At 42.7% G+C, this 22,500-nt stretch carries 19 protein-coding genes; 3 read left to right on the plus strand and 16 right to left on the minus strand.

The window, feature by feature from the left end; translation table 11 throughout:
• Positions 1-263: 263 nt before the first annotated feature.
• Genes JOD21_RS09410 through JOD21_RS09425 form a run of 4 tightly spaced genes read right to left on the minus strand, consistent with a single transcriptional unit; the run spans position 264 to position 6,383 of the window.
• Entirely contained in the window at positions 264-3,011 is a 2,748-nt protein-coding gene (locus JOD21_RS09410; RefSeq protein WP_204729373.1) for an ATP-binding protein, read from the minus strand.
• A 10-nt stretch (positions 3,012-3,021) separates the two neighbouring features.
• Positions 3,022-3,393 carry a response regulator transcription factor gene (locus JOD21_RS09415; protein WP_204729374.1) on the minus strand — a complete coding sequence of 124 codons (372 nt, stop codon included), beginning with the start codon at positions 3,391-3,393 and terminating at the stop codon, positions 3,022-3,024.
• Positions 3,390-5,240, minus strand: a complete 1,851-nt coding sequence (locus JOD21_RS09420; RefSeq protein WP_204729375.1) for an adenylate/guanylate cyclase domain-containing protein — start codon at positions 5,238-5,240, stop codon at positions 3,390-3,392. Before JOD21_RS09420 ends, JOD21_RS09415 begins: the two co-directional genes overlap by 4 nt.
• Before the next feature lie 12 nt (positions 5,241-5,252).
• Entirely contained in the window at positions 5,253-6,383 is a 1,131-nt protein-coding gene (locus JOD21_RS09425; protein ID WP_204729376.1) for an HD domain-containing phosphohydrolase, read from the minus strand.
• Between the two features lie 108 nt (positions 6,384-6,491).
• Between JOD21_RS09425 and JOD21_RS09430 the strand changes: the two genes are divergently transcribed.
• Positions 6,492-6,836 carry a DUF3307 domain-containing protein gene (locus JOD21_RS09430; RefSeq protein WP_204729377.1) on the plus strand — a complete coding sequence of 115 codons (345 nt, stop codon included), beginning with the start codon at positions 6,492-6,494 and terminating at the stop codon, positions 6,834-6,836.
• Between the two features lie 51 nt (positions 6,837-6,887).
• On the opposite strand, the gene JOD21_RS09435 is transcribed toward JOD21_RS09430, so the two are convergent.
• The 8 genes from JOD21_RS09435 to JOD21_RS09470 form a co-directional block, all read right to left on the minus strand.
• Entirely contained in the window at positions 6,888-7,769 is an 882-nt protein-coding gene (locus tag JOD21_RS09435; protein ID WP_204729378.1) for an EAL domain-containing protein, read from the minus strand.
• 125 nt (positions 7,770-7,894) lie between these two features.
• Positions 7,895-8,341, minus strand: a complete 447-nt coding sequence (locus JOD21_RS09440) for a DUF4385 domain-containing protein (protein WP_204729379.1) — start codon at positions 8,339-8,341, stop codon at positions 7,895-7,897.
• Between the two features lie 134 nt (positions 8,342-8,475).
• Complete coding sequence (locus JOD21_RS09445) at positions 8,476-8,940, minus strand: YjdJ family protein (RefSeq protein WP_204729380.1); 465 nt, start codon at positions 8,938-8,940, stop codon at positions 8,476-8,478.
• Between the two features lie 127 nt (positions 8,941-9,067).
• Entirely contained in the window at positions 9,068-10,531 is a 1,464-nt protein-coding gene (locus tag JOD21_RS09450) for a glycoside hydrolase family 32 protein (RefSeq protein WP_204729381.1), read from the minus strand.
• Between the two features lie 13 nt (positions 10,532-10,544).
• Positions 10,545-11,978, minus strand: a complete 1,434-nt coding sequence (locus JOD21_RS09455; protein ID WP_204729382.1) for a PTS transporter subunit EIIC — start codon at positions 11,976-11,978, stop codon at positions 10,545-10,547.
• A 151-nt stretch (positions 11,979-12,129) separates the two neighbouring features.
• Positions 12,130-13,116, minus strand: a complete 987-nt coding sequence (locus tag JOD21_RS09460; RefSeq protein ID WP_204729383.1) for a LacI family DNA-binding transcriptional regulator — start codon at positions 13,114-13,116, stop codon at positions 12,130-12,132.
• Positions 13,117-13,441: 325 nt separating this feature from the next.
• Positions 13,442-13,990 (minus strand): superoxide dismutase family protein, encoded by a 549-nt coding sequence (locus JOD21_RS09465; protein WP_204729384.1) that lies wholly within the window; start codon positions 13,988-13,990, stop codon positions 13,442-13,444.
• Between the two features lie 56 nt (positions 13,991-14,046).
• Positions 14,047-14,970 carry a proline dehydrogenase family protein gene (locus JOD21_RS09470; RefSeq protein ID WP_204729385.1) on the minus strand — a complete coding sequence of 308 codons (924 nt, stop codon included), beginning with the start codon at positions 14,968-14,970 and terminating at the stop codon, positions 14,047-14,049.
• A 139-nt stretch (positions 14,971-15,109) separates the two neighbouring features.
• On the opposite strand from JOD21_RS09470, the gene JOD21_RS09475 reads away from it, so the two are divergent.
• Complete coding sequence (locus JOD21_RS09475; RefSeq protein WP_041121435.1) at positions 15,110-15,544, plus strand: peptidylprolyl isomerase; 435 nt, start codon at positions 15,110-15,112, stop codon at positions 15,542-15,544.
• 173 nt (positions 15,545-15,717) lie between these two features.
• Here the strand turns inward: JOD21_RS09475 and JOD21_RS09480 are convergent, their stop codons facing one another.
• Positions 15,718-16,218 carry a DUF1648 domain-containing protein gene (locus JOD21_RS09480; RefSeq protein ID WP_204729386.1) on the minus strand — a complete coding sequence of 167 codons (501 nt, stop codon included), beginning with the start codon at positions 16,216-16,218 and terminating at the stop codon, positions 15,718-15,720.
• A gap of 381 nt (positions 16,219-16,599) precedes the next feature.
• On the opposite strand from JOD21_RS09480, the gene JOD21_RS09485 reads away from it, so the two are divergent.
• Positions 16,600-17,865: a S8 family peptidase gene (locus tag JOD21_RS09485; RefSeq protein ID WP_204729387.1), complete on the plus strand. Its 1,266-nt coding sequence runs from the start codon at positions 16,600-16,602 to the stop codon at positions 17,863-17,865.
• 131 nt (positions 17,866-17,996) lie between these two features.
• Here the strand turns inward: JOD21_RS09485 and JOD21_RS09490 are convergent, their stop codons facing one another.
• The 3 genes from JOD21_RS09490 to JOD21_RS09500 form a co-directional block, all read right to left on the minus strand.
• Positions 17,997-19,376 carry a Glu/Leu/Phe/Val family dehydrogenase gene (locus JOD21_RS09490; RefSeq protein WP_204729388.1) on the minus strand — a complete coding sequence of 460 codons (1,380 nt, stop codon included), beginning with the start codon at positions 19,374-19,376 and terminating at the stop codon, positions 17,997-17,999.
• Between the two features lie 390 nt (positions 19,377-19,766).
• Positions 19,767-20,609, minus strand: coding sequence for a DUF1206 domain-containing protein (locus JOD21_RS09495; RefSeq protein ID WP_204729389.1), 843 nt, complete (start codon positions 20,607-20,609; stop codon positions 19,767-19,769).
• Positions 20,610-20,623: 14 nt separating this feature from the next.
• The gene (locus JOD21_RS09500) at positions 20,624-22,486 is read right to left on the minus strand and encodes an LTA synthase family protein (RefSeq protein ID WP_204729390.1); all 1,863 of its coding nucleotides are present in this window, start codon (positions 22,484-22,486) and stop codon (positions 20,624-20,626) included.
• Positions 22,487-22,500: the final 14 nt, after the last annotated feature.

Below are 22,500 nucleotides of genomic sequence, written 5' to 3' on the forward strand. Positions count from 1 at the left end.
ATAGCTCTGATTGGGTTTGATGGTTTCTTACTTTCTTATACCCAGTTAACCTACGAATGTACGAATAAGGAGCTAGTTTTGTTCATGATAACTCGACGCTGCGCATCTGCGGGGTCTCACCTGTCACGCTTCTCCTGCTGGAGTCGTCCCCCTTCCGCTCCAATCATCAGCTGTGCTAAAACAATATTGGGCTTTAACAAAGCCTATCAATTAAAATCCCGGACATTCTGAGTAAGAATGTCCGGGGCTGAAGTTACATTTAATTATTTTCCAAAAGCTGCTGAAAGTGCCTCTGGCGGGTATGGCTTCGTTAAGTAAGCCGTAACATGATATTGTCTTACTTTTTCAGCGTCTTCATCGAGTGCAGAGGACACGACAATTGGCAGCATTTCGTTTTCTTTCTGCCCGCGGATTTGTCTGATCACGTCCCATCCGTTTAAATCATCCCCAAGCATCAGGTCAACCACAATGCCTGAAAAAGTCCCGTTTGCAACAGCTTCGATTGCTCTCTCAGGCTGATAATGATGAATAACGGAAAAACCTTTGGATTTTAATTCATCAGCGATTAACAGCGCAAGGCTCGGGTCATCTTCAAGCAGGAGAATTCTTTCTTCACCTGAAATAGAGTGACTCTGATTTTCCCGTAAAAGAGGCAATTCTATATGAAATGCTGATCCCTTACCCACTTCACTCGTGGCATAGATATCCCCATCATGACGCTGAATAATCTCTTTACAGATTGCAAGGCCAAGTCCCGTGCCGCCAATTTTGCGCGTTTCACTATTATCCACACGTCTGAATTTCTGGAACAGATGATTCATTTCGCCTTCAGGTATCCCGATCCCCTGATCTTCTGTAATCACACATGCCCTGCCGCTTTGATTACATAACCGCACAGTGATATCTCCACCCTGAGGCGAGAACTTTACTGCATTGTTCAGAAGGTTAGTCATCACCTGCGTCAATCTTTCCCTGTCTCCAAGAATCACATTATTATCCATTTGATCCTTTAAGATCAACGCATGAGTCGGAGGGATGCTCACCTTTTCAAGAATGTCCACCATTAATTCATCAAGCCTGACTTCATTCATGTGGTATTCCTGTCTGCCTGACTCCATCCGCTGCAGATCAAGGAAATCATTGATCAGGTTTGTCAGCCTTTTCGCTTCTTTATGGATGGTTTCAATATAGCGCTTTTGCTTCTCAGGCTTCATCTCTTTGGTTAAAAGAAGTTCAGCAAATCCAAGTACGCTTGAAAGAGGTGTTCTGAGTTCGTGACTCACCGTGCTGACCAGTTCAGATTTCATCTGATCTACTTCATAATCTTTTGTAATGTCACGGTGAACAAAAATTGTCCCTGTCCATTCTCTATCTCTGTAGACGGACATCCCGTACACTTCAAACACTTTCAGTGACTCATCAGGTGTTTTTAATGTATATCGGATCGACATTGTTCCATCGAATGAAGATTGTATAGACGCTTCAAAAAACGCTTTTAATTCGTCTTCTTCATTTACACTCGAAGTCATTTTTCCGAGCCATTCATCACACTCTACTTTTTCCTCTTCTGAAGGATCCATACTCAGTAATCTGCATAATGCCTGATTATGCTGGACCATACACCTGTCTTTATTAATCAACTGCAGACCTTCAGTCATATTATCAAGCATATCCTGCGTCAGCTCTCTGGCATATTTAATTTCATCAAATGCCAGCAGACGCTCAAACGCAATGGACATACGTTTGACAAGACCTTCAATCTCTTCGCATTCGTCCTCCCCAAATGGTCGTCCGTATCGATTCGCCCTGAAGATTCCTATTGTTTCACCTGTAGCATTTGTAATTTCTGCTGTCAGATCATAGACATAGCTTTTGACTGAATGAAGGCTGTCCTCCTCTGATTTAGCCAGACGTTTGCGTACTCTCATTCCTTTCTCATCAGAAAGGAATGGCGCCTGCAGAATTTGATTAATTTTTTCCGATGGCACATTCATTGCAGAATAAGCTGACCGGTCAGCCATATACATCATCACCTGATCAAATGCATACAGCTTGTCCATATGCCGGACCATGTCATCAAGAAACTTGTAACGGTTAGACGTATTTGACAGCACATGATTCAGATCATTAAAAACCTCCAGGCGGCCCTTTGTTTTCTGCGTTTCAGCAAGTGTTACAGCCAGCTGATCCTGCTGCTCATGCATCGCTTCCTGTTGCGCAACCAACTCTTCATTTTGCGCCTGAAGCTCCTCTTCATTTTGCTGAAGATAAGCAGTCATATCAATAAAACTGGCGGTTAGTGACCCAAGTTCATCATTCCGCCCGGATGTTTCGATGACCGGCTTCCCGCCATGCTGAACGTCGAGGGCTGCTTTATGCAGTTTTTCAATCGGTTTGACAATGGAATGAATGGTCCGCCATAAAAAGAGTATAATCAATAATATCAATAGCCCTGTAATGACAAGTGATAATGTAAAGGCTGATGTCATGCTGTTAATGGACTGTTCTGTTGTTTCACTCATTCTGTTTTCAAGCGCTGTTTCAGTCTGTTTTGTGTAGTTCACAAAGTCATTAACAGCCAGGTTCAAGCCGCTTTGAGATAACGTTCTTAATGCTTCATAGTCCCCCTGCTCAGCAAAATCAAGCGCAGCAGGCAGACTGACCGCTTCATACTCCTGCATAAATTCCCTTAGCTCACTTACCATCAGCTGTTCGCCGCCGGTCAGTTCGAGTGCTTCATACGTTCTTACTGCGGCATTATATTCAAAGAGGGCCTCAGTCAAACGTTCCCGCTCAAATTCAGATTGAAAAGCGTAGACGCCACGGGCTCTGAAGAAAACCTCATTTAATGAATCAGCCAGATTAGACGCCGCTTCCTGTTTCTCAAAGATTTCATCCTGTTCAGCCAGAAGGTCTTTTTGAAAGCCACTCATATACAGGCTGATGAAGATATAAGTCAATACCACAATCACAGACGCCCCCGCTGCGATCAATAAATACTTACTGCGCATTGTTTTCATCTTAACGGTGTTTTTCCTGAATCATATTCTCAACAAAATTGCTCAGTTCGACAGGGCTGAAGGGCTTTGGCATAAAGTGATCAGCACCTGCTGCCTTCAATATTTCCTGATCTTCTTTTTGCGTTTTAGCAGTCAGCATTAAAATCTGAATCCTGTTTTTTAATTCCGGCGTAAGTTTTTCAAGCACTTCTCTGCCTGACAGACCCGGCATCATGTAGTCCAGAATGACATATGCATATTCCCCGCTGCTCAGCTTTTGAAATGCTTCAAGGCCATCAGAGGCTGTATCGATTTCAACTTCAAGATCTTCTAACGTATCTTCAATCAGCATTCTCAGAATATCTTCATCATCTGCTATCAATAACTTATTCATCTGACTGTCTCCTCTTCTTTCAATATCTGCCGCCGGCTGATTTCATGTATATTGACCAGCGGGTATAAAGCATCACTTCCTGCAAGCATCGCCGTATTTCTGCTCATAACGAAATGATAATCTGACAGGTTAGCCTCCAGTCTTTCAAAAGCCTCCTGCGTAATCACTACGTCATCTCCAGTACTCTGCTGCTGAATTCTCGCCGCAATATTAACAGTTCTACCGAAGTAATCCAGCAGGTCATTCGCGTTGACAGCGATAACCGGCCCAGTATGCAAGCCAAGCTTTACAGACAAGTGAATCTGCTGATCCTCATTAAACTTTCCAACTCCCGACTGGATATTCAGTGCTGCACTTAAAGCATCTTCTTCACGGAAAAATACGGCCATTACAGCATCACCAATCGTTTTAACAATCGTGCCACCCGCTTCAGAAATATGAATTTTCAAGTATCTGAAGTGCTCACTTACCTGAAAATAAGCTTTGGCATCTCCTTCTTTTTCGTACAAAGCAGTTGACGCTTTCAGGTCACTGAACAATACTGTCATCGACTGAATACCAATCTGCTGATCCGGAGCCAGGACTTCTGCTGAAAACAGATCTCTGTATAACTGTAATGAAGTGAGTTCAGCAGCCGTGACAGATTGGCTGTTCCAATCCAGCGTTTCATAGACTGCTATCATTTCTTCTTCTGCGTCATTCATCAGCGTTAATTCTCCACCCTCCGGATCGACGTTCGCATATTTATTACTCCAGGTCTCCCCATTAAAGCGATACGTATGGTTTTCAGATAACCCTATCCCATCCATACTCGCATTATGCTTTAGCAGACGGATTCTTGTTTTACCTGTTGCGGGCGGATAACGTAACACAGCTTCCTGTCCTGCCGGAATTCTTAGCTGCGCCAGTACGTGAGGAGATTTAGCAGGGCCCATCAGGCAAAACGTCTGGTCCGCTGCTTGACGAACAGATGGGTGAACAGAGAACTGCATTTCTATATACCTGTCAAAACTCATCTCATAATCTATTCCACAAAGGTCGCAGTGCACCTGATCTTTTATTTCTTTCATTGAAGAAGCAGTTGTTTTAGAGACGCGACAGTTAGGACACATTAAATGCCACTCCTGTGTAAGGAGGCCCTCTTTCACCGATGTGAGAAACAATGTCAGGATTTCTTTACGCGGATATCCCCATTGATCTGCAAGTGTATAAGGCTTCATATGCATCACCTCATCATCACCAGCAGTTGTAAGATGCTCCTGTAATCGCTCAATGTGTTCATTTTTCTGATAGATGGCTGAAATTTTTCCACATAATGCTTTAAGCCTTTTATCCTCAACTTTTGGTGATGAAGCTGCCGGCAGTTTTTCATAACGGCTGTTCAGGTTTGCTTCAATATACTTATCAAGATATTTCATGATCTCTTTGATAGACGACAGTCCCACTGACGGAATTGCCGCAAGACCGAGCAGATTAGCAGGTGTGAATACTGCGGTACCTGTTATTTCAGTTCCGAACGTACCATCCTCAAGCAGTTCTGCCGAGTCCTTAAAAGCTACTTCCCATAAAAGCCGCTTGATCGGCCCGCTTTCATATTTTCGTTCTACTGCATACACTTCTTCTTTAACCCACTCAAACGGATACTCTCTCCACTTGAGCGGGATAAGACCCATTGCTTTTGCGTTCGCATATCTGAAGATTTTCTTGTCATCAAAAGCGGTGTCAGAAAAATCTACAGGAAACAGACCTGACACACGATTCAGATGTTCAGTGTTCGCCAGCAATTCCCAGGCTTTCTGTCTTGAAACCGGATATATCTTTTTAAAAACGTACTGCTTTTCTTTCATACAGCACCGCCCTCAGCTTTCATCTCTGTAGTCATCCCTAACTTTTTCAATTGCTTCAAGATGGTCGAAAAAAACATCCGTGAGTTCAGGGTCAAAATGTTTTCCTTTTTCAAATCGTATCAGATTCAATATCTTTTCAAGCGGCCATGCATCTTTATAAGGTCTTTTTGAACCCAAAGCATCAAATACATCGGCGAGGGCAACGATTCTTCCATACAGATGAATATCCTCTCCACTGCGCCCATGCGGATATCCGGAACCATCCCACTTTTCATGGTGATCCCTTGCAATCAGCGCCGCTGCCTGAAGTATTTTTCTCTTTGAATTTTTAAAAATGCTGTATCCTGTTTCTGCATGCTTTTTCATTTGATTAAATTCTATATCGGTCAATTTTCCAGGTTTATTTAATATCGCATCAGGTACTGCAACCTTACCGATATCATGCATCGGACTTGCAAGTTCAATTAGCCTGGCTTCTTCCTCAGAAAGTCCGCTGCCCCTGGCAATAATGTATGAATACGCAGCCACCCTTTTTACATGCTGACCCGTTTCACGCGAGCGGCTCTCTCCAATGTTTCCCATCGTTAAGATTATTTCTTTCTGGGATTCGATCAGTTCTGAATATAAAATGGCTTTCTCCATTGATTGTCCTGTGTAAGTGGCGGCGAGGGAAAGGTACGTGATATCTTTTTCAGTGAATACTGGAGGCGAAGTTTGTTTGTTGACGGCCTGATATACGCCAATCATCTCCTGATCAGCGTTCCTGATTGGGATGCACAGAATAGATTGTGTGCGATAACCCGTTTTCTGATCTACAGCCGGGTTAAAACGGCTGTCTTTATAAGCATCATGTATTGAAACCACTTCTCCTGAGCGATAAGCAGCTCCAACAAGCCCTGACTCTATTGGGATTTTAATTCTGTCCATACCATGTGCGATTTTCGTCCAGAGTATCTTATCTTCAGGATCAGCAATCCAGAGTGTACACCGGTCAGCTAATGTTAGTCTTCTTCCCATTTCAGCCATTAATAGATGAAGTTGATCCAAATCATTTTCGTGGGCAAGTTTTGATGCAAATTCGAATATAATTTTCAACAACTCTTCTGCAGGGATGTCAAAAGGTGCTTGATGTTGACTGTCCATAAGTAAATCCCCTTTTATCTGATAATTTATCATTCGCTTCTTCTGTTCTATGATATATTAAGTATATCAAATTCGATCATAGAACCAAAGAACTATAAGAGGTGAACAATGACACCATTTTCTTTTTTATTTCTTTCCCACCTTGTTGGGGATTATTTATTTCAGACAAGCTGGATGGCGGCACACAAAAAGCATGACTGGGCAGCACTATTAGTCCACTGTTCGGTATATACATTAACTGTTACTGCTGTCGCATTTTTCACATTTGGTGGTCTGTCAGTCATTGCAGTTGTTTTTGTATTTGCTACCCATGTCATCATTGATAAATATTTTATCGTTCAATGGTGGATTAAACATGTCATGAAGCCCCCTCAAAGTGAAACGAAGTGGCTGACGATCATCGCAGACCAGACCTTTCATTTAATTGTTCTTGCGATCGCGTTATTTTTATAAACCGTTGATACACAACTACGAAAAAACGTTTCTGTCAGGATGACAGAAACGTTATCTTTTTGGTGATAAATATTTAACTGAGAATTCTTCAGCAGGGATGGCTTTACTATAGTGATGCCCCTGGATGACCTTTCCACCCGCCTGTATAAAAAGACGGAGCAGTTCATTTGAATCGACGCCTTCAGCAATTGGAACAGCACCCATTTTCTCAGCCATTGTGACAAGTGACTGTACAATCTTGAAGGCATTATTGTAAGGAGCCATTTTCGTAATAAAAGACCTGTCAATTTTCAGAAAGTCCACACTTACCTCCATTAAATGAGCGAGTGTATTATAACCTGTTCCAAAATCATCGATCGATACTCTTACACCAATATCCTTCAACATTGATGTCTGGGATACCCACACTTCCAGATCTGTCGCGATTCTTTCCGTTAATTCGATTGTAATGTCCGCAGGATTAATGTTGTATGAGTGTGCCAGATGTGCAACTTCAGTTACAAGTGAACCCTGAACGAAATGATTTCCTGAAATATTTAAAGCAATATTCGTCAGCTGGTTCCCTTTCTTTTGCCACTGTGCCTGCTGTTTGAACAAGTGATGCAGCGTCCATCTTTCAATATCAATAATCTGGCCTGAATATTCTGCCTGCGGAATAAAGCTGTCCGGATAAAGCAGTCCACGGTCAGGATGCTCCCATCTGATTAATGCTTCAGCACCACACAGTTCACCGGTATTCACATTGACCTGGGGCTGATAATAAAGCGTGAATTCATCCGAACGCATGGCTCTTTTAACCTCTTCACTGAATGAAAGCTTCATACTGGAAACAGTAGTGTGCTGAAAAGGATTCTTTTTCTTACCCGATTGGTACTGAGTGTTTTTAAATCCCTTTACTGCTGTCAGTCCTTGTGAAAATTGAGCAACATTCAATTTACAGCACCCCTTCAAATACCATTTAATTGAATTCATTATAACGCACTTACCGATTATTTCATACTATTTTATCTGAATTTTTCAATAATATTAAACAGGTCTTTTATACCGCTCAGTTTTCATCATCCATATTTGTTTTGATGTTCTTTTTTCATCACCAGATATTCTTCATCTTCACGTACTATAATCCATTTCTTTTCAAAGATTGCAGCAGATTCCGCTTTTTCATCATCTATATCACGATCATTGACTTCTCCGCTTTTATTATACTTTCTTCCGCCTTTATAATTGGCATATCTTCTCGCACGCGTGTAACCCATTTGGAGGAACTTTCTTGCCATATCCATACCGACAAAATCTTCTTTTTCTTTATAATCAAGATATAATTCATAGATTTTTTCTGAGGATTCCTTCGCTATTTCAGGCGTTTTAAATCGCCAGTGAGGAAGAATTTCACTTTTGTAGGGTTCTACAAGGAGAACACCCTGTTCCCCGCGTCCCACTCTGTAGAGATCCGGCTTTTCCCGAAAATCTATTTCATCAAAATCCAAATCATAATCAAAAGCCATTTACCATCATCCTCCTTTGTAGACCATACCCAAATGGACGTGTATGTAACGGATTTGTAAACGAAAAAGAAACTGAAGCAAATGTGCTTCAATTTCTTTTTGTGATTCATTCACTACGATTATACATGCTGTTTTCAGCCAGGCTTTTGTGCCCGGTAAAAGTGCAGTGCTGCGCCATTGAGTATCAGCAGACCGCCAGCGAGTCCGGCATAGAAAAGTGCGTTTCCGCCCGCAGTCGGCGAAGGAAAAACTGCATAGCTGAGAGCAAATAACATGACGGCTGTCGTGATCAGGAGTCCTGTAAATAACCTGACTCGCTGACGGAACAGCCCATAGGCAATCAACACCAGCAAGTAAAGCCCACTGAATACCATAATCATTGGAAGTAAAGGCTCAAACTTTGCAGCATACACAAAATGATCCAGCTGCAATATCTGACTTTCAGAGGTGATGTCTCCATGAATCAACGCTGAAAAGGGAGCTGAATACTTCCATTCCCATGGTTCATTCAATATCCTGCTGCCCTCATACCAGCTGCCTAGAGTGGCAATCATGAATAATGTAAAAACCGCTCCGAATTGTACATAAAACCAACGCAATGAGGTCACCGCCTTTCGAAAATATCTCTATTTTAACTTTAGCATAAGATCACTGGAATTTTCAGTAAAACCAAAAAAATCCGGGAACGACTTTCATCCCCCGATTTTTACTTTTGCTTAATAGCCGTTATTCAATTCCCCGGTTCATTGCAGTGATGCGATATGTCAGATCAGCACCTGCTTCTATCGCTAATTCTTTTTCTTCAGACAGTGGAAAAACTCTGCATGTGAAAACTGCTTCCCCGTCATTAATAAAAATTTCTGCAATACTATGATCAATAAAAACTTCGATTTTTCTTAAACCTTCATTAAGTGTGACTTCTCTTGATGTACCGAACTGTGGTTCAGTTACGTGGTGCATGCGTGAGCGATCTATGCTTACTTTCTTTGAAGCATGATCAAAAGTAAGATTAAGGGATTCTTCTGCAGAATGGAACAGCTTTAGTTTTGTATCAGCTGAATCCGCTAAATCAAGTTCCCCTCGCCATGCTTTTATCGTGCCCAGATCAATCTCAGATTTACCGGATGACATGTCTCCTGCAGCTACCTCTGAGCCATTCAGCAGATCGAGTGAACGGTCAGGACGCTGGTGCAGCCTGTTGCCTTTCCGTACAAGCTCGCGCGGCAATGTCAGGCAGTGTGCCCATTTATTTTCATCTGTCGGAAAGTCCACTTCTCCTACGCCTGCCCAGCCATATAAGAGACGCTTTCCTTCAGCTTCAAAGCTTTGCGGTGCATAGAAATCAAACCCTTTATCAAGCTCATGGTACTCATCTACCTGGAAAGTGAGGCTGTCTGTATCAAGCTCCCCCGCCACATAGATTGTGTTAAATACATTATGGAAATCTTCACCTTCAGGTTCTATTCCCTGAGGAGAAAAAATGAGAAAATCTTTTCCATCAAGCTCAAAATAATCCGGACATTCCCACATATACCCTGAAAGATTTATCCTCACATCAAGCTCGCCCATAAAGGTCCAGTCAAGCGCATCAGGTGAACGGTACACAATAATCGCACCAGTCTCATCCATACGCTGAGCGCCGAGCAGCATATAGTAATGGCCATTCTTTTCAAATACTTTCGGATCTCTTACATGACCTGTATAGCCTTCAGGCACCCCTTTGATCAGCGGGTTATGTTCATATTTACGAATCTCCCCGTCTTGATTCATAATGGCAAGACACTGATGTGCGTCACGTTCAACAGGCCCATACTTCACATTACCTGTGTAATATAAGTAAAGCTCTTCTCCCACCTGCAGAGACGCCCCTGAATAGGCACCATGTGATTCATAATCCTCTGTCGGAATAATAGCGGTGTCATGTCTTTTGAATTGAGCCAGATCTTTTGAAGATACATGCGCCCAGTGCTTCATTCCATGGTAAGCACCATAAGGATACCACTGGTAAAAGACATGATATTCCCCGTTGAACCAGGCGAGTCCATTCGGATCATTTAACAGACCATACTGAGGATGAATATGAAAAGAAGGCTTCCATTCATCTTGAGCAGACTGCTGTTGCAGCGCTTCAAGCTCTCCCTCTTCTGCTTCTAAAATCGTTCGGTACTTCGGTTCAAAATAGCGTGTCATACCGCTCCTCCTATTACACATCAAAACTTGGGTTCTTAATCTTTCCATATAAAGCTGTAAATACAGCACCTAAAGCAAGTGCAGCAACATTGGCGATGACATAATGAAGGTGTCCTCCACCGGTTGTTGATACGATCGCGATTCCCGGAACGGCTGTTGCCCCGAAACCGAGTGCGTTAATATTTAAAAAGAATACATATGCCCCTGCAATTGCACTTGCAAGACAGCCGGCAATCAGCGGGAACTTATAGCGTACGTTAATCCCGAATAAAGCTGGTTCTGAAATCCCAAATAAAATTGAACCAAATGATGAAATACCAATCTGACGGGCCTTCTTATCGTGCCAGCGAAGGTACAGGTAACCAAGTACCGCACCACCCTGACCCATCAGCGCAACTGACATCAGCGGCATGATAAAGTTCAGGCCCGTATCCGCAACCAACTGAGCCTCCACAGCACCAATCACGTGATGAAGACCAGTGATGACAATCACCTGCTGTACGCCTGCAAAAATAACAAAGCCGACAACACCAAGATTTTCAGTAGCCCACAGCAGACTAGACGTTAATCCTTCAGCAAGGAATCGGCCGATTGGTCCAACAACAATAAACAATAGCAGACCCGATAATGTGACTGTCAAAAACGGTGCTAAAAACAGCTTAATCATATCCGGAACAACGCGAGAAAAGAACTTATCAAGCTTTGCGACAACAAGCCCCATCAGCAAAGCCACAATGATTCCGCCCTGAAAACCTACAAGTTCAACGTTGAGGCCCAGGATATTAATTAATTCCGCATCAACCGCGCCGCTTGCCACATCATAGGCATTTCCAAGATCCGGATGAAGCATGATGGCCCCGATCACAAGACCTAAAACAGGGTTCCCGCCAAACCTTTTTGTTGCAGACCATACAACGAGCAATGGCAGAATCGTAAAGATCCCCGTTGACATAATCTGAATAAATCTATTTACACCAGTAATCGATGGGAACATCTCTACAACTGACTGTTCTCCAAACACGCCCGGCTGACTGAGCAGTCCTGTAATCCCCATTAACAGCGCCGCTGCTAACAGACCCGGAATGATTTGTACAAATACATCTGATAATGCTTTAATGCCACGCTGAAATGCATTCTGCTTTTTAGCAGATTCGCCTTTTACATCACTGAGAGACATATCCTCCATACCAGCCTGCTGCTGGAATACCTGATAGACATCGTTCACTGTACCAGCACCAAAAATAATCTGCAGCTGGTCCCCTGCAATAAATGCCCCTTTTACATAATCAAGCTGCTCTATATCTTTTATTGAAATCTTTTCCTGATCCTCTGTGACAATCCGAAGACGTGTCGCACAATGTGCTGCTCCCTGGATATTTTCTTTTCCACCAATAAGACGAATGACTTCTTTTACAGTCGGTTCGTATTTCTGAAGCTTACCACTCATGAAGTTTCTCCTTTCAAGTGAACCGGTAACTTACTCCTTTATGGAACCGGTTCCATTTTTAGACTTTTATAAGGAACCGACAGTTATAGAACCGGTTCCACAAATTGATTTTAAAACACGAGTCTTAAAAAAGCAAGACTTTTTGTAAGCGCTATTTTTTCCCTTTTATGCTTTCGCCCGGTCGAAGTGAGAATCCCGGCCTTTGCAGGAAGTCTACAGGCTCGGATTGGATCATTTTTTCTATTGTACGGGCTGCCAATGAGCCAGTTTCCTGGTAATTGAATGCGATCGTAGCAAGGGAAGGGTGAATCATTTCCGATACTGTGTAACCTCCGAATCCGCTGATAGCCAGGTCTTCAGGAATGCGATATCCTTTTTCTCTGGCAACGCGCATTGCACCTAATGCAATTGTGTCTGTCGCACAGATCAGAGCCGTTGAGGCGGTTTCTGCAAGACTTTTTCCGGCTGCTGCTATCGCACTGTTAAAATCGAATCCGCTTTCGAAAAACGAGAATGTCTCTGCGCCGTGATCTTTACAGCCGTCTTTCACTCCCTGCTTCCGTCTCTGACCCACTGCTTCATCAGCTTCATGAACACCTATATAAGAAATGTCCGCATGACCTGCTGAAGCGATATATTTCCCCATTTCATAGCCTGCCTGATAATCATCGAACACGATACAATGGGTCCGCTTGGCTTCCTGTCCAATGACGAGCAGTGGTATGGTGAGCTCACTGAACAATTCAAGATGCGCAGGCGTAATCTCTGTAGCAAACAAAATCATCCCGTCTACCTTCTGGCGCTGCAGGTTTTGCAGACTTTCGAGTTCCCTGTCTATACTGTGACTCGTATTAATTATGAGCGTTGTGAACCCTGTTGCACGCAGTTCTTCATCTATTTTGATCAGGATCTTAGATGTAACAAATGAATCAAGTGCAGGCGCGACAACACCTATAAAGCCTGTTTTTTTAGATTTCAGGCTTCTTGCGAAAGAATTCGGTTCATAGTTATGTGCTTCAACAACTCGCCTGATTTTTTCACTTGTACGCGGACTGATCCGCCCTCCGTTCAGGTAGCGGGAGACCGTGCTTTTCGCAACGCCTGCCTCTTTGGCTATCTCATTGATCGTAACTTTCATAAATAACCCACTCCGTATCATTTCTTTGAATTAAGCATAACGGAAAATGAAGAAATAGGTAAGAGGGATCTATTGCGTCAGACATTGGTTTTTCGTGGGCTCTGTTAAAAAGGGCTGTTGATTTCCGCTCCAGGGGGAACGCTTTCCGCAGGGCGTGCGGTGAGCCTCCTCGCGCTTCGCGCTGTGGGGTCTCACCTGTCACCCTTCTCCTGCTGGAGTCGTCCCCCTTCCGCTGCAATCACCAGCTGCGCTAAAACAACATTGACCTTTAACAAAGTTTTCCCGTTAAAAAACCTCTTCAGCTTTCTCAGCTGAAGAGGTTTTTCTATCCTTTCATTTCGCCACAGGCAATACGCGCTCCGGCATTTCCAGCGGGGTCTGTCTGATAATCGTCAGCTTGTTCGTGAATAACAATCGCACTACCGTCTTCATCAAGCAAAGAGTGCGCACTGCCTTTTTGAAGCGTCACTTTTTCGACGGTCAGTTCCAGATTAATGGATCCATCCTCGTCTACCATCAGATTCGGCAAATCGCCTGCATGATAACCTTTTGGATTTTCAAAGCCATGCTGCTTTTCTTCAGGGTTAAAATGACTGTCTGCCGATTCAAAATCAGGCGGTGTACACTTGCCGGTTTTATGAATATGAACGGCTTTTTCACCGGGTTCCATCCCTTTTACCGAGAGCTGAATCAGTACGCCATCATCCTTTTCCCTGAAAGTAGCTGAACCAATGTTTTCTCCATTAGTATTTATAACCTCAGATTCAATGACCGGTAAAGCACTTGCCGGAATACTGCTTTCATTCAGCAGCTGACAGCCGCCAAGTCCCGCAGCAGCTATACTGATGACCAGACCAATTGTATAAAACTTCATTTCACCAGAACCTCCTATTCTATTCAATAGGCTGTCCTGATTTCGTTAAAAATAAACTACCTTCTTGCCATTGACATCAATGTGAATCCAATATTCGCAGGTCTTTCAGCTAACCGCTTCATAAAATAGGTGTACCAGTCTTTACCGAATGGCACATACACAACCACATTCCAGCCTTCACCAGCCAGCTCTTTCTGCTTTTCTTCTCTCATCCCCTGAAGCATCTGGAATTCAAATTGATCTTTTGATAGCTGATGCTCTTTTACAAGATCCTTTACGAAATCAATCATATCGTTATCATGTGTAGCCACTTGTGTATAGTTCCCTTTCAAAAGGCTCGTTTTCACAAGTGCTTTATAATTTTCATCTACTCTTTTTTTGTTATTCATATCTACATCTTTGTTTTCAATATAAGCACCCTTTACAAAACGGATGACAGGTGAGAAACGGTCCAGCCTTTTCACATCTGTCTCAGTTCTATACAGATTAGCCTGAAGCGCAATTCCAATATTATCGTGATTTTCACGCAGGGTCTCAAAAACCGAGATAATGTCTTCACAATTTTTATATTCCTCCATGTTGATTGTAACGAAGACATCGTATTTTTTTGCTTCAATTAAAATATCATTCATATTCTGAATGACGGTTTCTTTATCAGTTTCAAGCCCGACACTGAAAAGCTTCAGTGAAATCTGAGCATTCAATTGTTCGTCCCTGATTGCGTGAATTGCTTTATAGCAGTTATCCACGTATTTCTTTGTATCTTCTTCATTTTCCACAAATTCACCCAGGCAATCGATCGTTGCACCAATCCCATTCTGATTGAGCTTCTTTACCTGTTTCACCATATCCTTTGTCTTCTCACCACCCACAAAATGGGAACCGCCAAGCTCCATCCCCACACTTTCTGCAACATTTATAAGCAACTGATTATAAGCCAGAGTTAAAAAAAACTTATTCAAAGCATTTGCAACAATCATAATAAATCCTCCTTTAGTTGATCCAGTTCCTTACTAATTCCCCAATCCCGTTTTTGAAAACAACAGGGTAAGAAATTTTCCTTTGCCGGCACTGCATGTTAAAATAGGGATTGGACAAAACACTAAAGGAGTGCTACTCATGGCTAAAACTGGTTATATCGATTTAACAAATGGACATAAAATTTCTTTTGAACTTTATCCGGAAGAAGCACCGGGCACAGTTGAAAACTTTGAAAAGCTTGCAAACGAAGGATTCTACGATGGTCTTAACTTCCACCGTGTCATCCCCGGTTTCGTAAGTCAAGGTGGATGCCCGAACAAAAACGGTACAGGCGGCCCTGGTTACACAATCAAATGTGAAACAGAAGGCAACCCTCACCGTCATCAGCCAGGTTCATTATCAATGGCTCACGCTGGTAAAGACACTGGCGGCAGCCAATTCTTCATCGTACACGAAGCACAGCCTCACTTAGACGGCGTACACACAGTGTTCGGTAAAGTAACAGAAGGTCTTGAGCATGCACAAGGCATGGAACAGGGCGCTGGCATCAACGAAATCCGTATCAACGGTTAATTAAAAACAGCTTTGGAGGCGAATGCCCCCAAAGCTGTTTTTTGTTATTCAATCTGTATTGGTCCACCAATAGACCAGAATCATAAACAAAATCATTAAAATACCAGCCCCAATATAGAAACCGTCAGGCACATATTCTCCTCCAAAAAAACTGAATAACAAATGATCACTCCTCAATTCCTGAACGACTTAAAAACAAACCATCCCATCGACACAAATAACAGGGTTAGGAAGACCGGCATCACACCGGGTGTCAGATTAACGCTTTCTCCACTTCCGATCAACGTCATTTCATATGTGATATAAGCAAATAATAACACGCTGAGGTTTTTAATCACATTCATCATCAGTACGCCATTCAAATATTGTCTTTCTGCATTTTCTTCAGTAATTTTTACCAGATAATTATAAGTGTGCGGTATTCTCTCAAGTCCGGTCATCCCGCCCCACATAAAAAAGCCGATGACCGGCAGCATGATGGCTGTCCATTTTCCGCCAAAACCATCTGCCTCACCCGAAGCATTAAAATGAATCGGTATCGTATCTGCAAGGTCTCCCCATGACATTGCCAGATACACAGAAGCTGCAATCAGCAGAATAAGAGAGATCGCACTCAGTAACTTTGCCCAAAAAGGTGTATGGATCTTTACAATCGGTCTGTCAGAATGAATCATATTTATCCCCCCAAAAATGCTCTTACCAATTATACGAATAATTGGTTTGAATGTTCCCAAGTTTATAAATGAAGAAATAATGACTTAAAAATACTTCAATTCTTAAATTTTTTTGCCGTCAAATTATTCGTTCTTTCAATTATATATATCATTTTCCCAAAAACTTTATGTCTATTTGCCAGGGTACAGGTCATTTCATGTCACCGTATCATTCATTTTTGGATAAAAATACATATAAAAAGGTTCATATGATCATAGTCAGTTATTTTTATACCCTCTATTAGTATATGAATCTCAGAAAATTTTCCCGATAACCAAACCCGGCATCCTTTGATAGGATGAAGTTGTTCACAAAATATTTCGAAAAAGGGAGTCGGGAAAATGAAGAAAAGAAGTATGATCATGAGCTTATTGCTCGCAGCTAGTCTGTCTGTTCCTTCTGTTGCAAGTGCAGCACCGGATCAGGAAAGAGGTCAGGAAACATTCCGCGTATATGTAGAGACTACAGGATTCTCTGCTCAGAGTACGAATCAGTCTCTGAAAAAGCAATACGAGCCTCGCTGGGAACTGACTGAGAATGGCTTTTCTACAGAAATGAACGAAAAGCAGTTCAATGCCCTCCAGAAAAATAAGAATCTAAAAGTTACAAAGGTTCAGGAAGTAGAAATTGAAACAGATGTCCGCGCAAATGGATACGAAACAATGGCGGGTGAATATCCGACTCAGCAGACACCGTGGGGAATAAAAGCAATCTATAACAATGCATACCAGACAACCACTTCTGGTGGCTCAGGTGTAAATATTGCTGTTCTTGATACTGGCGTTTACACAAGTCATTACGACCTTGTGAACACAGTAGAACAGTGTAAGGATTTCACTCAGTCTACTCCACTTGTCAATGGTGCCTGCAATGATGCCAATGGCCATGGTACACACGTTGCCGGTTCTGCTTTAGCTGATGGCGGCAGTGACAACGCCGGGATCTACGGTGTTGCACCGGACGCAGATCTTTGGGCTTACAAAGTCTTAGGTGATAACGGTTCAGGTTACTCAGATGATATTGCTGCAGCCATCCGTCACGCAGCAGATCAGGCTTCAGCGACAAGAACCAAAACAGTGATTAACATGTCACTTGGTTCGGCAGGACAGGATCCTCTGATTTCTAACGCTGTGAACTATGCTTACAGTAAAGGTGTACTTGTTGTAGCAGCATCAGGTAACTCAGGTCCTAATCAGGGCTCAATTGGGTACCCGGGTGCACTGACAAACACAATTGCAGTAGCAGCACTTGAAAACCGTCAGCAAAATGGTACATATCGTGTAGCTGACTTTTCTTCACGCGGCTACAGTCAGACTGATGGTGACTACGTAATCCAGCAGGGTGATGTTGAAATTTCAGCTCCAGGTGCTTCCATTTATTCAACTTGGCCTGGTGGCGGCTATAACACAATCAGCGGTACATCAATGGCAACACCTCACGTGGCAGGACTTGCAGCAAAAGTCTGGGCGGAAAACCCATACTTCTCTCACACCCAGCTTCGTGCGGAGCTTCAAAACCGTGCTGCATCAAATGATATCCTTGGCGGATACGGTGCAGGATACGGCGATGACTATGCTTCAGGCTTCGGGTTTGCAAAAGTAAACTAATTTTTAATTTGTATCAGTAATAGCATCACTCTAATTTACCCCCTTTTACACATAATTTTAAGGCTGTCCCGTAAGCATAATGCTTACAGGACAGCCCTTTTTTGGTTCTGTTAAATTTGCCAAAGCGTTTTTTAAAATAATTTACCCTGCTTATACAGGATTGTTGAGAGTTTCATAACTGAGTGAATATAGCAGTTTTGACGAAGGGAGTGTGGGTCTCCAAAATATTTGGGTAAAATGGTTTCCATTGTTCCCTGCATCTTATCGTAAAGCTTTTTATAGATCTGCTCTTCAGAGTAAAATTGTGTTTCCCTGCCCTGCAGCCATTCAAAGTACGATACGATTACACCGCCGGCATTTGCGAGAATGTCCGGAATAATGACGACACCTTTATCATTCAGATAATCATCTGCTTCTGCTGTAACAGGTGCATTGGCACCTTCTACAATCACGCTTGCTTTAATCTCTTCTTTGTTTCCATTATGAATCTGCTCTTCAAGTGCAGCCAGAAACAGAACGTCTACATCCATCGTCAGGACTTCATCTCTATGCAGAATGTCCGCCTGGATACCGCTTTCTTTCAATAGCTCATCAGTATGAGGCAGATCCCCCTGGTTCGACGCAGTGTATTTGACCAGGGTTGGAATATCCAGTCCATCTTCGTTATATAATGTGCAATTCCGGTCACTGACTGCCACTATTTTATTCTGAAGGTCTTTACATTGATAAGCTTCCAGCGCAGTTACTGAACCAACATTACCAAATCCTTGCACAGCAACTTTAAGAGGCTTTTCATAGAGTTCCAGTGCGGTTTTCGCATAAGGACTTCCTGTTTTTTCAAGCCATGACTTTTGTTTATGAATAAAATCTGACATTGTATAGCGGAATGTAAAGTAAACCCCTTTTCCTGTCGCTTCACGTCTTCCGAGAGAACCGCCGTTAATGACGCTTTTCCCTGTAAAGCTTCCTCTGTATGGCTGACCCGGCTTAATATTTTTATATTCACCCATCATCCAGTCCATCTCACGCTCACCGCTCCCCATGTCAGGAGCAGGTATATCTTTATCAGGACCAATCACGTCTGCGAAATACTGAACATATTTTTTAGAGATCAGGTTGAGTTCCTTAGGAGTAAATTCACGCGGGTTTACAACCACGCCTCCTTTACCTCCGCCAAATGGAACATCGTGCAGCGAATTTTTCAGTGTCATCAGGAAAGCAAGATTAATGACTTCCTCTTCATTGACCGATTCATGAAAACGAATACCGCCTTTGTAAGGCCCCATCGCATTATTATGCTGAACTCTGAAAGCAGGAATCCGCACAATTTCCCCTTTTTCAAGAACAATCCTCAAAAAAGATTTATGTATTTTGTTAGGAGTAGATAAAACTGCCCCTAGAGATGAAAACGCTTTCTTTCTTGGCGCATCCTTGAGGTCCGGTAAAAACATATCATCGTCCATGAGTGCATCGAGTGATTCCTGTACAATTGATCTGGTCTGATATTGCATGTTTATTCCCCCTTAATGAGATTAAAAAGTGCTTATAAAGACCGTACCCTAATTGACCTAGTTGTGTAAAGGAATGAGAGCAGAGATCGTGTCCCTGCCCCCTTCACTTTTCTTCTTGTCCAGCTCCGGCAGGCAGGGGCTAGTGTGCTTCCCTCAGCTCCTTAAGATAAGTCAACATCGATTCACTTCATTCATCGTGTTTCCTTTATCTCAATTCGCTTCAGTCCAGCACATACGCCCCTAAACGCCTTCCTCCGCTTTTCTTTTGTCCAGTTCCAGCAGGCAGGTCCTCGAGTCATAAGCCACAATGAGAAAATGGGGAAGGTCGCCCATTTCTCTCATTGCGTCTTATGCTTGTCGGACCTAATCGCCTGCTTCCACTTTTCTTTATCATTCATCTTTTCCAAAGTTCATCCGGGCGTATCTTCCGCGGATAATTTCGTAGATGGCGTAGAGAATTAAGCCTGCTGCTGCAAGGCCCAGCAGTACCTGGCCGTATGGCTGTGAGGCGATTTCTCCGAGTGCCCCATCGAGACCCTTTGATTGATCAGGATTTGCTGTGATGGCAGTTTGAATAAAGAAAAAACCGACCATTGAAAGTACAATCCCGCGGGCAATCAGACCGATCTTACCGGCTTTTCTTGCCACTCTTTTTTCATGTTCATTCATATCATTGAGGATAAACTTGCTCATAAATTTCTCTTTATAACCACTGTAAAGGTTGTAAAGTCCATATATAATGATGCCTGCGCCTAACAGGCCTACCAGAAATTGACCAAATGGCTGTCCGAGCAGCATAGCAGAAATCGTCTGCTCTGAGTTTCCTCCTCCACTTCCGGCATGCATAGCAATCTGAATCGCAGAAACCGCTAATCCTCCATAAATCACACCGCTGATTGCATAAGCAATTCTTGAGCCAATCCCCTTTGCGTCATTTCCTTTATGCTGAGGATCAAATATAGCGCGGATAAATTCCCATATCACATAAAAAATAAGCCCGATTCCAACAATCCATAACAGAATTTCCCCAAAAGGGAGTGTCGCAACCTGTTGCATGGCACCTGATGTATCAGTCGTCTCACCGCCGCCTACGCCAAGCGCTGCAAGAAGGGCAAGAATCCCTACGATGCCATATACAGCACCTTTTGACATGTAACCAAAACGTCCCATCCGTCGTACCCAGGGCTTTACTTCTTCCTTTGTATCATTTGATTTCATCGTCATTTGACTCATGCTTTTCACATCCTTTATTCTTCTATTGATTCGCCTTTCAACTGGCCTACAGCATTCTTTTTAATAATCGTATCTGACATCCTTAAGTGAGAGGCAGCTTCATACAGCATTGGCGCACAATTTTCCTTGTCCGTCAGTTCTTCACTTTCAAGACTGTAGCAGTTTCCGTTTTCCCGTTCACTCGTCAGATCCGCTTCATAATAATAACCGTCATAAATGTAAGATCCGTCTCTGAATACTGTGAGTCTAGGATCATCGCTTAATAAAGACTCACCCATCATGTACCCTTTATCGAGTCCAAGTAATGAAAGGATTGTAGGTGCAATATCCACCTGACCGCCAGTCTGTTCCATCACTTCCCCTTCACTCATATTTGGCAGCTTCATAAACAAAGGTACTTTTCTGCCCAGATTAAGATAATCCACTGCAGATTCAGCTTCTGCCATTTCAGCCATATCTCTTCCCGGTTCCTGTAATCCGCTGTCATGATCTCCGTAAGCTACGATCAGTGCATCATCCCATATTCCCTCATCCTTTAGCTTGTTAATCAGCGCGCCAAAGGCCTGGTCTACAAAATGAATATTGTGGTAATAATTTTGAATGATCTCTTCATCAATGCTGTCCAGGTTCAGCTCTTTTTTCTCATCCGGAAAATCATATGGCGTGTGACTAGTCAAAGCTACCATGAAAGCATAAAAAGGGTCACTCATCTCCATCATGCGATCCACTGAAGATAAAAAGAAGTCTTCATCGTTCAGCGTCAGACCAATCACATCGCCTTCCGGAAAATCTTTTATACTGTAAAAGTGATCAAACCCAAAGTTTTCATAAACATCATCCCGGTTCCAAAACGTTCTTTCAAATGCATGAAAGGCAGCTGTTTCATATCCCTCGGCTTCCATTTTCTCAGGAAGAGAATCATATGAATGGTCCGGATATCTCGTATACACAGACCCTGCTTTCAACGGATAAAAAGACGTATTTAACATGAATTCGGCATCAGACGTTCTGCCCTGATGTGTCTGATGATAAAAGTTAGGAAAATACATGACCTCTTCTTTGTAATCATTTAAAAACGGGGTCAGCTCCTGTCCGTCTATTTCCTGATCAATTACTGATGTCTGAAAAGATTCCAGCTGGATCACAATGACATTCGGCTGTCCGTCAATCACTGCCTCTTCAGAAGAACCTCTGTTACTATCAAAAAACTGCTGCATTTCCCGTAATTGAAGGGATGTCAGGGTTTTTTCTTCAAAGAACTGATCATCCAGCTCTCTGCCAATATCAAGCACGTGATGCCCAAGCATACCTGTCTTGAAATAGTTTCTCATATTTGAAAGAGAATCCTGTACAAGCCATTCATCTCTGTCTGCTGCATTAATCACAAGCGGTGTAAAAAACAGTACTGCCCCCGCAGCAAGTGCAACAAACGCTGATTTAGATCGTTTCTTAGCCGGATAATCCGAGAAACGGCGCTTACGGTCTTTCAGCAAAAGCGCTCCCCAGATAAATGTATCGGCAAAAAGCAGAAAATCAGCCGGATAAATCAGATCTTCAAGTCCACCTCCAACAGCACCCATCTGTGGAATCTGGATAATGAGAGCAACCGATAAGAAATCAGTAAAATAGCGATAGTACCAGATATTAGACGCAATCAGGATAGTCAATAATATGCTCAGGTAAAACAAAATCCATCTTCTGACGCGCGGTGAGATCCACAGAGACCAGAATGAAATCAGAATAAGTGCACCTAAACTGACAAAAAATAAATTCACTCCAAAATAAGTATTCGTAGCGGGACCCACTACAATTAATTTAATCAGAAGTATAAGTATAAATAGTATATAGTCTCCGTACATCAACCATAATTTTTTCAATTGTTAACCTCCTC

The organism is Jeotgalibacillus terrae, from assembly GCF_016908195.1.
GTDB classification, from domain to species: Bacteria; Bacillota; Bacilli; order Bacillales; family Jeotgalibacillaceae; genus Jeotgalibacillus; species Jeotgalibacillus terrae.

Coding starts and splice junctions, on each gene's coding strand:
- JOD21_RS09415 (WP_204729374.1), bottom strand. CDS start 3,393: ATGAATAAGTTATTGATAGCAGATGATGAAGATATTCTGAGAATGCTG.
- JOD21_RS09475 (WP_041121435.1), top strand. CDS start 15,110: ATGGCTAAAACTGGTTATATCGATTTAACAAATGGACATAAAATTTCT.
- JOD21_RS09440 (WP_204729379.1), bottom strand. CDS start 8,341: ATGGCTTTTGATTATGATTTGGATTTTGATGAAATAGATTTTCGGGAA.
- JOD21_RS09465 (WP_204729384.1), bottom strand. CDS start 13,990: ATGAAGTTTTATACAATTGGTCTGGTCATCAGTATAGCTGCTGCGGGA.
- JOD21_RS09495 (WP_204729389.1), bottom strand. CDS start 20,609: ATGAGTCAAATGACGATGAAATCAAATGATACAAAGGAAGAAGTAAAG.
- JOD21_RS09425 (WP_204729376.1), bottom strand. CDS start 6,383: ATGGACAGTCAACATCAAGCACCTTTTGACATCCCTGCAGAAGAGTTG.
- JOD21_RS09410 (WP_204729373.1), bottom strand. CDS start 3,011: ATGCGCAGTAAGTATTTATTGATCGCAGCGGGGGCGTCTGTGATTGTG.
- JOD21_RS09485 (WP_204729387.1), top strand. CDS start 16,600: ATGAAGAAAAGAAGTATGATCATGAGCTTATTGCTCGCAGCTAGTCTG.
- JOD21_RS09460 (WP_204729383.1), bottom strand. CDS start 13,116: ATGAAAGTTACGATCAATGAGATAGCCAAAGAGGCAGGCGTTGCGAAA.
- JOD21_RS09420 (WP_204729375.1), bottom strand. CDS start 5,240: ATGAAAGAAAAGCAGTACGTTTTTAAAAAGATATATCCGGTTTCAAGA.
- JOD21_RS09450 (WP_204729381.1), bottom strand. CDS start 10,531: ATGACACGCTATTTTGAACCGAAGTACCGAACGATTTTAGAAGCAGAA.
- JOD21_RS09480 (WP_204729386.1), bottom strand. CDS start 16,218: ATGATTCATTCTGACAGACCGATTGTAAAGATCCATACACCTTTTTGG.
- JOD21_RS09455 (WP_204729382.1), bottom strand. CDS start 11,978: ATGAGTGGTAAGCTTCAGAAATACGAACCGACTGTAAAAGAAGTCATT.
- JOD21_RS09490 (WP_204729388.1), bottom strand. CDS start 19,376: ATGCAATATCAGACCAGATCAATTGTACAGGAATCACTCGATGCACTC.
- JOD21_RS09470 (WP_204729385.1), bottom strand. CDS start 14,970: ATGATTGTTGCAAATGCTTTGAATAAGTTTTTTTTAACTCTGGCTTAT.
- JOD21_RS09430 (WP_204729377.1), top strand. CDS start 6,492: ATGACACCATTTTCTTTTTTATTTCTTTCCCACCTTGTTGGGGATTAT.